The 11,431-nt window shown below is 67.9% G+C and carries 10 protein-coding genes; 4 read left to right on the top strand and 6 right to left on the bottom strand.

Annotation, left to right across the window (positions count from 1 at the left end):
- Positions 1-53 precede the first annotated feature (53 nt).
- Complete coding sequence (locus tag DDZ14_RS06055; RefSeq protein WP_109424049.1) at positions 54-1,265, top strand: cyclopropane-fatty-acyl-phospholipid synthase family protein; 1,212 nt, start codon at positions 54-56, stop codon at positions 1,263-1,265.
- Between the two features lie 19 nt (positions 1,266-1,284).
- Here DDZ14_RS06055 and DDZ14_RS06060 read toward each other — a convergent pair whose 3' ends face one another.
- On the bottom strand, positions 1,285-1,941 hold the full coding sequence (locus DDZ14_RS06060; protein WP_109424050.1) for an aminotransferase class IV family protein: 657 nt from the start codon (positions 1,939-1,941) through the stop codon (positions 1,285-1,287).
- A gap of 245 nt (positions 1,942-2,186) precedes the next feature.
- Here DDZ14_RS06060 and carB point away from each other — a divergent pair, with 245 nt between their 5' ends.
- Positions 2,187-5,480 (top strand): carbamoyl-phosphate synthase large subunit, encoded by a 3,294-nt coding sequence (gene carB / locus DDZ14_RS06065; protein ID WP_109424051.1) that lies wholly within the window; start codon positions 2,187-2,189, stop codon positions 5,478-5,480.
- A 197-nt stretch (positions 5,481-5,677) separates the two neighbouring features.
- On the opposite strand, the gene DDZ14_RS06070 is transcribed toward carB, so the two are convergent.
- Positions 5,678-6,304 carry a type III secretion system chaperone gene (locus DDZ14_RS06070; RefSeq protein ID WP_233252498.1) on the bottom strand — a complete coding sequence of 209 codons (627 nt, stop codon included), beginning with the start codon at positions 6,302-6,304 and terminating at the stop codon, positions 5,678-5,680.
- Positions 6,305-6,444: 140 nt separating this feature from the next.
- Between DDZ14_RS06070 and DDZ14_RS06075 the strand changes: the two genes are divergently transcribed.
- Positions 6,445-7,221, top strand: a complete 777-nt coding sequence (locus DDZ14_RS06075; protein WP_109424112.1) for a formate/nitrite transporter family protein — start codon at positions 6,445-6,447, stop codon at positions 7,219-7,221.
- 328 nt (positions 7,222-7,549) lie between these two features.
- The gene (locus DDZ14_RS06080; protein ID WP_109424052.1) at positions 7,550-8,806 is read left to right on the top strand and encodes a DEAD/DEAH box helicase; all 1,257 of its coding nucleotides are present in this window, start codon (positions 7,550-7,552) and stop codon (positions 8,804-8,806) included.
- 92 nt (positions 8,807-8,898) lie between these two features.
- Here DDZ14_RS06080 and DDZ14_RS06085 read toward each other — a convergent pair whose 3' ends face one another.
- The 4 genes from DDZ14_RS06085 to DDZ14_RS06100 all read right to left on the bottom strand — a co-directional run bounded on the left by DDZ14_RS06085 (position 8,899) and on the right by DDZ14_RS06100 (position 11,420).
- Complete coding sequence (locus DDZ14_RS06085; RefSeq protein WP_369914570.1) at positions 8,899-9,360, bottom strand: hypothetical protein; 462 nt, start codon at positions 9,358-9,360, stop codon at positions 8,899-8,901.
- 370 nt (positions 9,361-9,730) lie between these two features.
- On the bottom strand, positions 9,731-10,072 hold the full coding sequence (locus DDZ14_RS06090) for a tRNA-binding protein (protein ID WP_109424053.1): 342 nt from the start codon (positions 10,070-10,072) through the stop codon (positions 9,731-9,733).
- Positions 10,065-10,880 (bottom strand): pyrroline-5-carboxylate reductase, encoded by an 816-nt coding sequence (proC, locus tag DDZ14_RS06095; RefSeq protein ID WP_109424054.1) that lies wholly within the window; start codon positions 10,878-10,880, stop codon positions 10,065-10,067. The genes DDZ14_RS06090 and proC overlap by 8 nt, the downstream gene beginning before the upstream one ends.
- 36 nt (positions 10,881-10,916) lie before the next feature.
- Positions 10,917-11,420 carry a YbjN domain-containing protein gene (locus DDZ14_RS06100; protein WP_109424055.1) on the bottom strand — a complete coding sequence of 168 codons (504 nt, stop codon included), beginning with the start codon at positions 11,418-11,420 and terminating at the stop codon, positions 10,917-10,919.
- Between the last annotated feature and the right edge of the window lie 11 nt (positions 11,421-11,431).

Raw genomic sequence — 11,431 nt, forward strand, 5'->3', positions numbered from 1 at the left:
GCGGCGCGCCACTGCATCATTGCTGCCGGAAACCAGATGGGGAGACCGGCCCGATGTGGACCAGCCTGCTTGACCGTTTCCTGTCCGCGCTGATCCGGCAGGGCAGCCTCGCCGTCACCTATCCCGACGGCAGCCGCCGGGAATATGGCGACGGGACCGGCCACCCGGTTGCGGTGCGGCTCCACGACACGGATATCGTGCGCCGGCTGCTGCTGAACCCCGACCTGGCGGCGGGCGAGGGTTATACCGACGGCACGCTGACCATCGAGGGCGACGACCTTTACGGCTTCCTGTCGCTGGCCAAGACGATGACCGGCGGTGGCCCCTCGCCCCGGCTGCGGCGCGCGGTCAAGAAGCTGCGCAAGCTCAAGCGCCGGGTGTCGCAATACAATCCCGCCGCCCGCGCGCAGGCCAATGTGGCGCATCACTACGACCTCTCGGGCGAGCTATACGATTTATTCCTCGACGCCGACAAACAGTATAGCTGCGCCTATTTCCGCGATCCCGACGACAGCCTGGAGCAGGCGCAGGCCGACAAGAAGGCGCATATCGCCCGCAAGCTGCAGCTGGAGCCCGGCCAGAGCGTTCTGGATATCGGCTGCGGCTGGGGCGGCATGGGCCTGACGCTGGCGCGCGACTTCGGGGCGCGGGTGACGGGTGTCACGCTCTCGACCGAGCAGCACGGCGTGGCCAATGCCCGCGCCCGCGAAGCCGGGCTGGAAGACCGGGCGGCGTTCCGCATCCAGGACTACCGCGCCGTGACGGGGCGTTTCGACCGGATCGTGTCGGTGGGCATGTTCGAGCATGTCGGCGTGCCGCATTATGCCGAGTATTTCGGTAAAATCAGGGAGTTGTTGACCGAGGACGGGGTCGCGCTGATCCACACGATCGGCCGCTACGGCCCGCCGGGCGCGACCAATCCCTGGATCCGGAAATACATCTTCCCCGGCGGCTATGTGCCCGCCATGTCCGAGGCCGTGACCGAGATCGAGAAGGCCGGGCTGATGATCACCGATGTGGAGGTGCTGCGGCTCCACTACGCCGAGACGCTGCGCCACTGGCACGCGCGTTTCACCGAGAATATCGACCGCGCGCGCGAGATCTATGACGACCGCTTCTGCCGGATGTGGCGCTTCTACCTGGTGGCCTCCGAGATGGGCTTCCGCGAGGGCAAGACCCAGGTTTTCCAGTTCCAGCTTGCCAGGCGCGGCGAAGCGGTTCCGCTGACGCGCGACTACCTCTATCCGGCGGCGGCTCCAGCCTGAGCCCCGCCCCGCGCGCCGATCAGGCCGCGAGTTCCGCGCGGATCAGGCCACGCAGCGAATTGCCGACATGGATCGCCCCCGGCGCGGCCAGCAGGTCGCGGGGCCACAGCACCGCCTCGCGCGCGCGCCCGTTCTCCAGCAGGCTGCGGCGCAGCACCCCCGGCAGCACCCCGCAATCGAGCAGCGGGGTCAGAAGCGTACCGTCGCGTTCCACGAAGACGTTGGTGATCGTGCCCTCGCAGACCTCACCGCGCTCGTTCAGAAAGACCATCTCCTGAAGATCGTCGGGCAGCGCCGCGCGCACCCGGTCATAAAGCGCACGCCGCGTGGTCTTCACGCCGAGCCAGGGATCGGCCGAGTGCAGCCGCTCGGCAGCCAGCCCGATCCGCCAGGGCGCATAGGTCAGTTGCAGCGCCGCCTGTTCCAGTTCCGGCGCCCCGTCAGCGCCCACCGTCAACCGCAGCCGCATCGGCACAGGTCCCGCCAGGTTGTCCAGCAGCGCACGCGCCGCCGCCAGGTCCAGCCGGATGCCCAGCCGCGCGCAGGTCCGTTCCAGGCGCGCCAGATGCAGAGCGGCGCGCACCGCCCCCTGTCCGGGCGCATAGCGCAGGGTCTCGACGACCTTCAGATCGCCCGGCAACCCGTCGGGACAGGTCTTGCGAAACACGCTCTCCACGGATCCTCCTCACAATCGGCGCCGGGTCCAGCGCCGCCCCGCCAGGCCGCGGCGTCGCGCCCCGGTCAACGGCCCCACAATAGAGCCCGCGCGACCGCAGTTCCAGTTTTGCGGGCGTGCAGCGCGGCCGTGCGCCAAAAACCATCCATTGCGCCTTGAACAGGCCAACAGGGCAGATATAACCCACGCAATTTGCGCGAATGCCGAATCCGCCCCGTCCGGGGCCGCCGACCAGGGGTCAGTCCATGCCGAAGAGAACCGATATCAGCTCCATCATGATCATCGGCGCGGGGCCCATCATCATCGGTCAGGCTTGCGAGTTCGACTATTCCGGCGCGCAGGCCTGCAAGGCGCTGAAGGAGGAAGGCTACCGGGTTATCCTGGTGAATTCCAACCCCGCGACGATCATGACCGATCCGGGGCTGGCCGACGCCACCTATATCGAGCCGATCACGCCCGAGGTCGTCGCACGCATCATCGAGAAGGAACGCCCCGACGCGATCCTGCCCACCATGGGCGGACAGACCGGGCTCAACACCGCGCTGGCGGTGGCCGACATGGGCGTGCTGGAGAAATTCGGTGTGACGCTGATCGGCGCCAACCGCGAGGCCATCGAGATGGCCGAGGACCGCAAGCTCTTCCGCGAGGCGATGGACCGGATCGGGCTGGAAAACCCGCGCGCCACCATCGCCAATTCCATCGAGGAGGCGCTGGCCGCGATCGAGCATGTCGGCCTGCCCGCCATCATCCGCCCCGCCTTCACGCTGGGCGGCACCGGCGGCGGCGTGGCCTATAACCGCGACGATTACGAGCATTACTGCCGCACCGGCCTCGACGCCTCGCCGGTCAGCCAGATCCTGATCGACGAGAGCCTGCTGGGCTGGAAGGAATTCGAGATGGAGGTCGTGCGCGACCGCGCCGACAACGCCATCATCGTCTGCGCCATCGAAAACGTCGATCCGATGGGCGTGCATACCGGCGACTCGATCACCGTGGCCCCCGCGCTGACGCTGACCGACAAGGAATACCAGATCATGCGCAACGGCAGCATTGCCGTCCTGCGCGAGATCGGGGTGGAGACCGGCGGATCGAACGTGCAATGGGCCGTGAACCCCGAGGACGGCCGCATGGTGGTGATCGAGATGAACCCGCGGGTGAGCCGCTCCTCGGCGCTGGCGTCCAAGGCCACCGGCTTTCCCATCGCCAAGATCGCGGCCAAGCTGGCCGTGGGCTACACGCTCGACGAGCTGGACAATGACATCACCAAGGTCACACCGGCCAGTTTCGAGCCGACAATAGATTACGTGGTCACCAAGATCCCGCGCTTCGCTTTCGAGAAATTCCCCGGCTCGCAGGCCACGCTGACCACGGCGATGAAATCGGTGGGCGAGGCGATGGCCATAGGCCGCACGATCCACGAATCGCTGCAAAAGGCGCTCGCCAGCATGGAAACCGGACTCTCGGGTTTCGACGAGATCGCCATCGAGGGCGCGCCCGACAAGGCCGCGGTGATCAAGGCGATCAGCGCGCAGACCCCGGACCGGATGCGCCTGATCGCGCAGGCGATGCGCGAGGGGCTGGGCGACGACGAGATCCAGGCCGCGACCAGCTTCGATCCGTGGTTCCTGGCCCGTATCCGCGAGATCGTGGAGGCAGAGGACGCGATCCGCCGCGACGGGTTGCCAGTTTCCGAGGACGGGCTGCGGGCGCTCAAGATGATGGGCTTCACCGATGCAAGGCTGGCCGATCTCACCGGACGCGAGGAAGGCCAGGTCCGCCGCGCCCGCACCCGACTGGGCGTGAACGCGGTCTTCAAGCGCATCGACACCTGCGCGGCCGAGTTCGAGGCCCAGACGCCCTACATGTATTCGACCTACGAGGCCCCGATGATGGGCGAGGTCGAATGCGAGGCCCGGCCCTCCGAGGCGAAGAAAGTGGTCATCCTGGGCGGCGGGCCGAACCGGATCGGCCAGGGGATCGAGTTCGACTATTGCTGCTGCCACGCCTGTTTCGCACTCAGCGACGCGGGTTACGAGACGATCATGATCAACTGCAATCCGGAGACGGTGAGCACCGATTACGACACGTCCGACCGGCTTTATTTCGAGCCGCTGACGCTGGAGCACGTTCTGGAAATCCTGCGGGTGGAGCGCGAGGCCGGCACGCTGCACGGCGTCATCGTGCAGTTCGGCGGGCAGACGCCGCTGAAACTCGCCCGCGCGCTGGAAGCCGAGGGCATCCCGATCCTGGGCACCACGCCCGACGCCATCGACCTGGCCGAGGACCGCGAGCGCTTCCAGCGGATGCTGAACGAGAACGGCCTTCGCCAGCCGGTGAACGGGCTCGCCCGGTCCGAGGCCGAAGCCTTCCGCATCGCGGCCGAAGTCGGCTACCCGCTGGTGATACGCCCCTCCTACGTGCTGGGAGGCCGCGCGATGGAGATCGTGCGCGACGACGAGCATCTGGATCGCTACATGAAGGAGGCGGTGATCGTCTCGGGCGACAGCCCGGTGCTGCTGGACAGCTATCTGTCCGGCGCGGTGGAGGTGGATGTCGATGCGCTCTGCGACGGCAGCCGGGTCCATGTCGCGGGCGTCATGCAGCATATCGAGGAGGCCGGCGTGCATTCCGGCGACAGCGCCTGCTGCCTGCCCCCCTACTCGCTCGACGACGCCACGGTAGCGGAGCTCAAGCGCCAGACCGGCGTCATGGCCAGGGCGCTGGGCGTGGTGGGGTTGATGAATGTGCAATTCGCCATCAAGGACGGCGAGATCTACGTGCTGGAGGTGAACCCGCGCGCGAGCCGCACCGTGCCTTTCGTCGCCAAGGCCACCGACAGTGCCATAGCCTCGATTGCGGCGCGCCTGATGGCGGGTGAGAGCCTCGACGCCTTCGCCATGCGCGCGCCGCGCCCGGCAATGACCGAAATGATGAAGCCCGAGCCGATTGGCGACCCGTTGACCCTCGCCGCGCCGGAGACGCCCTGGTTCTCGGTCAAGGAGGCGGTGCTGCCCTTCGCGCGCTTCCCCGGCGTGGACACGATCCTGGGGCCCGAGATGCGCTCCACCGGCGAGGTGATGGGCTGGGACCGGTCCTTCGCGCGGGCTTTCCTGAAGGCGCAGATCGGCGCCGGTGTTTCCCTGCCCGAGGAGGGCCGCGTCTTCGTGTCGATCAAGGACGCAGACAAGACGCAGGACATGGCCGCCACCGCGCAGGCGCTGTCCGATATGGGGTTCGGCATCGTGGCGACACGCGGCACCGCGGCCTTCCTCGACGGCGCCGGGGTGGCCTGCGAGACGGTCAACAAGGTCTATGAGGGGCGCCCCAACATCGTCGACATGCTCAAGAACGGCGAGATCGCGCTGGTCTTCAACACCACCGAGGGCGCGCAGGCGGTGGAGGACAGCCGCGATATCCGGGCCGTGGCGCTCTACGACAAGATCCCCTATTTCACCACCGCCGCGGCCAGCCATGCCGCGGTCCTGGCGATCCAGGCCCGCGCCGGGGGCGAGTTGGGCGTCGAGGCGTTGCAGGGCTGAGGCCGGCCTTCCTTTGACCTGCCCAAATGGGCTTGAGCGGACACTCGTCCGCTGAACCGCGCGGGATCAAGGCCGCAGGCCGCCGCGCGATCACCAGACCGCCTATCGGGCGCGCCAACCCGCAGCTCGTCTCCAAACCCGCCAACGCCCACAGGGGTCGTCGTCACTGCTTCGGGTCAGATTTTCGGGACGCGCCCCTAGATCTCCTGCCCCTTCTCCAGCAACTCGTCGATCAGCTCGCGCTGGAGTTTCTGGCTGTCGCCGCCGCCATAGACCAGCCCGCCCCCGGAATAGAGCGTACCGTAGCTCAGGACGAGGTTGACCACCTGCCCGATGCCCGAGATCATCTCGTCACGTTCCAGCGGCGAGAGCGGATGGATGAAGGCCGCCCAGAGCGCCTCCTGCGCGATGGCGTAACGTGCATCCAGCGCGCTGTCGAAATTGGCCTGCATCATGCGGATCAGCTCGGCCTCCTCCAGCCCCTCGGCCGGACGCACCGGCGCGATGGCGCGCATCCGGTCGGCGGCCTCGTCGAAGACCACGATCACGGTGACCTCGCGGATGGTCAACTGGAAGGCGTTCGGGGCGGACTGCAATTCGGGGTCGAGCGCGTGCAGGATGCGGCCCATGCGCTCCAACGTCATCGGCGGCTCCGCCACGTCATCCAGCACCTCCTCGCCGAATGAGAGCGGCGGCTCGTCGCCGGGCGAATGGTATTCGGGCGCGGTGGCCGCGGGGGGCTCGGGCGCGACGGGATCGGACTGCGCCCCTGCGGTGGCGGGCAGCCCGGCCAGAAACGCGGCGAAGAAATATTTAAGCGGCATGGAAACCTCGCGGATGGACCGATGCGATTCTGGCACAGCCCGCCCGGCAAGGCCACGCACCCTTTGGTGATCGCGAAGGAGGGTCTTACCCGAACGGGCCGTCCCCGTTAGACATGCGGGACAGCAATCAGGAGGCCCGCATGACCAACCCCACCGGGATCGACGCCTACAAACCCGCCGAAATCGCCGCCCAGATGGAACGCGCGGGCGTGGCCAAGGCCCGGTTGCCGCTGATGCGGATGTTCACGCTGGCGGTGCTGGCCGGGGCGTTCATCGGGCTCGGCGCCGCGGCCTACACGATGACGATGACCGGCGCCGATCCCGGCTTCGGCCCGGCGCGGGTGGTGGGCGGGCTGGTCTTCTCGCTGGGGCTGATCCTGGTGATCGTGGGCGGAGCGGAGCTTTTCACCGGCAACGCGTTGATGGTCATGGCGGCGGTGGACCGCAAGATCACCGCGGCCGAACTGCTGCGAAGCTGGGCGGTGGTCTATGCCGGCAACCTGGCGGGCGGGTTGGGGTTGGCCATGCTCTTCGCGCCGACCGGGCTGCTCGACGGGGCAATGGGCGCCACCGCGGCCTCCATCGCCCAGGCCAAGGCCGCGCTGGGGCCGGTCGAGGCCGTCAGCCGCGGCATCCTGTGCAATATCCTTGTCTGCCTCGCGGTCTGGCTGGCGCTGGCGGCGCGTAGCGTGGCTGGCAAGATCCTGGCGATCCTCTGGCCGATCACCGCTTTCGTGGCACTGGGGTTGGAGCATTCCGTCGCCAATATGTACCTGCTTCCGCAGGGTATGTTCGCAGGCGCGGGGATCGGTGCCGCGGCGGCACTGGAGAACCTCGCCCTGGTCACGCTGGGCAATGTGATCGGCGGGGCTGGCGGCGTCGCGCTGGCCTACCGGCTGGCCTATGGTGCGCAATAGGCGCAGGAGCGCGCGCTGCAACGCGCGGGCTTGACTTATCCGCGCCAAGCCGCCATGTGGCTTCAAACCGCCGGCTGCCGCGTGAGCAGCCCCGCGCCTGTCGCCCGGCTCCGCCGCGGCTCCGGCGCAAGACGGCCCTTCCCACAGGTTCCCATGTCACGCAGGGGTCCCGCGACGACGCAAGGCCCGGCGCAATCCCGCCCCGGCGCGTCGCACCCGTTGCACACTCCCCGCGCGCCGGACGCGCACGGGGCCCGATACCGGCGCATTACAGCGTCCCGATTTTCCCAGTGGCGCAGCCCCTGCGCCCGACCTGAAAGGTTCACTTTTGTCTCAATTCGAAGCCCTCGGGCTCTCCCCCCGCCTGCTGAAGTCCCTCGCATCGCTGGGCTACGAGGTGCCCACGCCGATCCAGGCGCAGGCGATCCCGCTGATCCTGCGCGGCCGCGACCTGATGGGCCTGGCCCAGACCGGCACCGGCAAGACCGCGGCCTTCGGCCTGCCGCTGATCCATCACCTGATGGCCGAACATGCGCGCCCCGATGCACGTTCCTGCCGGTCGCTGATCCTGGCCCCCACGCGCGAGCTGGCCAACCAGATCGCCGACAACCTGCGCGGTTTCACCCGCGGCACGCCCCTGACTGTCACGGTCGTGGTGGGCGGCGCGTCGCTCAACGTGCAGACCCGCAACCTGCAACGCGGCACCGATATCCTGGTCGCCACGCCGGGCCGTCTGCTCGACCTGATCGAGCGGCGGGCCGTGACGCTGGCCGCCGCGCGGTTCCTCGTTCTCGACGAGGCCGACCAGATGCTTGACATGGGCTTCATCCACGCGCTGCGCAGGATCGCGCCGCTGCTGGCCAAACCGCGCCAGACGCTGCTCTTCTCGGCCACCATGCCCAAGCAGATGGCCGAACTTTCCGCAGCCTATCTGCACGACCCCGAACGCGTCCAGGTCTCGCCGCCGGGCAAGGCCGCCGACAAGATCACCCAGGAGGTGCATTTCGTAACGCAGGCCGGAAAGACCGCGTTGCTGAAGGAGTTGCTGGCCAAACATCCCAACAGCCTTTCGCTGGTCTTCGCGCGCACCAAGCACGGGGCCGAGCGGCTGATGAAGTCGCTGGTGGCCGAAGGTTTCCGCGCCGCCTCGATCCACGGCAACAAGAGCCAGGGCCAGCGCGACCGCGCCCTCAAGGGCTTCCGCGAGGGCCAGATCCGCATTCTCGTGGCCACCGACGTGGCGGCGCGCGGGATCGACATACCCGACGTGCGGCAGGTCTACAATTACGACCTGCCGGAGGTGGCGGAAAACTATGTCCACCGGATCGGGCGCACCGCGCGCGCCGGCAAGGACGGGACGGCCATCGCCTTCTGCACGCCCGGCGATATCGGCCTGCTGCGCGCGGTTGAAAAGATCATGGGCATCAAGGTTGCCGTGGCCAGCGGCGAGGTGCCGCCGGAAAGCGCCGCCGCCCCGAAAGCGCGCAGCGCCGGACGCGGGAACCATGGCGGAGGAAACACCGCCGCGAAGCCCAGGCGCCAGCGCAGCCGGGCGCGCCGCGGACCGTCACGCAAGGCCGCCTGAGCGCCGAATCCGCAGGCCAAGCCGACGGGGCGCGTGGACGCGCGCCAGGTTAGGAAGTTGGGGCGCGCGTCCGCGCGCTCCGGAGCCGCGGCTCAGGTGGTTTCTTCCTCGAGATGGAGTTTCATGTCGAGCAGGACCTGCTGGAGCGTGGTCGTCTCCTTGATCAGGCGCTTGGCCTCGTTGACGGTGATGATGCCGTCCTCGATCGACTGGTTGTATTCCGCCATCAGCATCGCGAAACGCTGGCTCAGGGCGATGACATCGGAGTTCACGCCGCCCGGCGCGTTCCGCTTGCCGCCCTCATAGCTCAGCGTCACGCCGCGCAGATCGGCCAGCGCATTCGTCAGATGGGGATAGCGGGCGGCTTCTTCCAGCGCGGCGACGGTATCTATGGGCATAAACCGGTCGGCATGTTCGGGCGCGTCCGAATAGTACCGTCCGAGCGTGGCCTTGGACTTTCCGCTGAGCCCGCAGGCAGCTACCAACCCCACATCCTTGACCAAAGCCTCGGTGTGCTTCTTCAGGTACCGGCCGATCAATGGCAACTCCGACATACGCTCACCCCTGGAATTTTCAACCCGACACACTCCCCCCGAAGGGGAAAACAGCGCGTCCATTCCCCTTAATGTCCCCGGAAATGTTTGTCACACATTAAGTGTTTCGGGTCCCCAATCCCGAAACGTGTAGCGAGTGGCCGGCGTCATTTTGTCCGCGCCGGTTTGGGTGGGGTCCGTCGCCGGTCGGATTTTCGACGTTGGGCGGCGGGCCTGTCAGTCCTGGGAGGATCATCATGCCGTCCTCCATCCCCCCGGCGCATGCCGGTCCCTGGGCGGCACAAGGTGGTCCTTCCACTGACACACCCGTCCTCAAGGCGCGCGCATCCGGTGCCGTATGATTACGTATCTGTGTTTGCTTATGCCAGTGTCAGTGCATGCGCGCGCCGTCGGGGACCGGCTGGTCGGGACCGATCAGCACGATCTCCCCCGCCGCGTCGGAAAGGCCCAGAACCAGTACCTCGGACATGAAGCGGCCGATCTGGCGCGGCGGGAAATTCACCACCGCCAGCACCTGGCGGCCGACCAGATCCTCGGGCGCATAATGCGCCGTGATCTGGGCGGAACTCTTCTTCTCGCCGATCTCCGCGCCGAAATCGACCCAGAGCTTGATCGCCGGCTTGCGGGCGTCGGGATAGGGTTCGGCGCGCAGGACGCGGCCCACGCGGATATCGACCTTCAGGAAGTCGTCGAAGGTAATCGCGTCAGCCATTGCGAAGCTCCCGCGACCGGTCCGCAGCAGCCGCCACGGTGCGGGCCATCAGGGGCGGCAGGCCGGTCTCCTCATCCATCAGAACGTCCAGCCCGGCCTGCGTGGTGCCGTTCGGGCTGGTGACGTTGACGCGAAGCTGCGCCGGTGTCTCGTCGGAGCCCTCGGCCAGCGCCCCCGCGCCGGCGACGGTGGCCTGGGCTAGCTGCATCGCCAGATCGGGCGCGAGGCCCTGCGCCTCGCCCGCACGGGCAAGACATTCGATCATGTGGAAGACATAGGCCGGGCCGGAGCCCGAGACGCCGGTGACGGCATCCATCTGGTCCTCTTTCCCCAGCCGCACCACCTGGCCCACGGCGCGCAGGAGCATCTCCGCCAGATCGAGCTGCGCAGCGCTGGCATGGGCGTTGCCGATGATCGCCGTGATCCCGCGGCCCACCGCGGCCGGGGTGTTGGGCATGGCGCGGACGATCGGGCTGTTGGCGCCGAGCGCGGCCTCGAAGGCGGCAATCGGCGTTCCCGCCGCCACCGACAGGAAGAGCGTCCCGCCGCCGCCCATCGCGGCGATCGCGGGCAGCGCCTCGCCCATCATCTGCGGCTTGACGGCGATGAGCACGATGGCCGGCGCGGCGGGCAGATCGGCGTTGACATGCACGCCGGTCCCTTGCACCCAGTCCGACGGCTTCGGGTCGATCACCCAGACCGCGCCGGGCGCCAGCCCGTCCTTCAGCCAGCCCTCCAGCATGGCGGAACCCATCTTGCCGCAGCCCAGCAGCACCAGGCCCCGGCGGCTCAGTTCGTTCATGGTCATGTCAGCCTCTCGTCGCGGAACGTGTGGGCCCCGAGACTAGGCGCGGCCGTAAGCCTCGGCAATGGCGACCTGAAGTGCTTCCTGCGGCGCGCGGTCGGCCCAGCAGACGAGTTGGAAGGCGGGGTAGAAGCGTTCGCAATTCGTCACCGCCACCGAAACCATCCGGTCGATCTGCTCCGGCCCGGCCACGGCGCCGCCCGAAAGCACCAGCCCGTAGCGGTAGACCATCAGCTTCTGTTCGGCCCAGTAGCTGAACGCCCCCGCCCAGCACATGTCGTTGGTGCCGTTGAGCGCCTCGTAGAGCGCGGGCATCGCCGCTTCCGGCGGCTCCATCTCGAAGGTGCAGACCAGACGCAGCGTCTCGTCATAGGCCGACCAGGCCAGGGTCAGCGAATAGGTGCGCCAGGCCCCTTCCACGGCCATCGCGATCTGGTCGTCTGCGATCCGGTCGAAATCCCAGTCGTGATGCTGCGCCAGCGTCTCGACAATGTCGATCGGGTGAATGTCATCGGTCTGGAGATACTGCTCGAGGTTCGACATGGCGGCCTCTG

The sequence above is a fragment of the Maritimibacter sp. 55A14 genome, from assembly GCF_003122205.1.
In the GTDB taxonomy this organism is placed as follows: Bacteria; Pseudomonadota; Alphaproteobacteria; order Rhodobacterales; family Rhodobacteraceae; genus QEYE01.

Bases quoted from the DNA above. Each gene is read 5' to 3' on its own strand.
- DDZ14_RS06055 (WP_109424049.1), top strand. From the start codon at position 54: ATGTGGACCAGCCTGCTTGACCGTTTCCTGTCCGCGCTGATCCGGCAG.
- carB (WP_109424051.1), top strand. From the start codon at position 2,187: ATGCCGAAGAGAACCGATATCAGCTCCATCATGATCATCGGCGCGGGG.
- DDZ14_RS06070 (WP_233252498.1), bottom strand. From the start codon at position 6,304: ATGCCGCTTAAATATTTCTTCGCCGCGTTTCTGGCCGGGCTGCCCGCC.
- DDZ14_RS06075 (WP_109424112.1), top strand. From the start codon at position 6,445: ATGACCAACCCCACCGGGATCGACGCCTACAAACCCGCCGAAATCGCC.
- DDZ14_RS06085 (WP_369914570.1), bottom strand. From the start codon at position 9,360: ATGTCGGAGTTGCCATTGATCGGCCGGTACCTGAAGAAGCACACCGAG.
- DDZ14_RS06090 (WP_109424053.1), bottom strand. From the start codon at position 10,072: ATGGCTGACGCGATTACCTTCGACGACTTCCTGAAGGTCGATATCCGC.
- proC (WP_109424054.1), bottom strand. From the start codon at position 10,880: ATGACCATGAACGAACTGAGCCGCCGGGGCCTGGTGCTGCTGGGCTGC.
- DDZ14_RS06100 (WP_109424055.1), bottom strand. From the start codon at position 11,420: ATGTCGAACCTCGAGCAGTATCTCCAGACCGATGACATTCACCCGATC.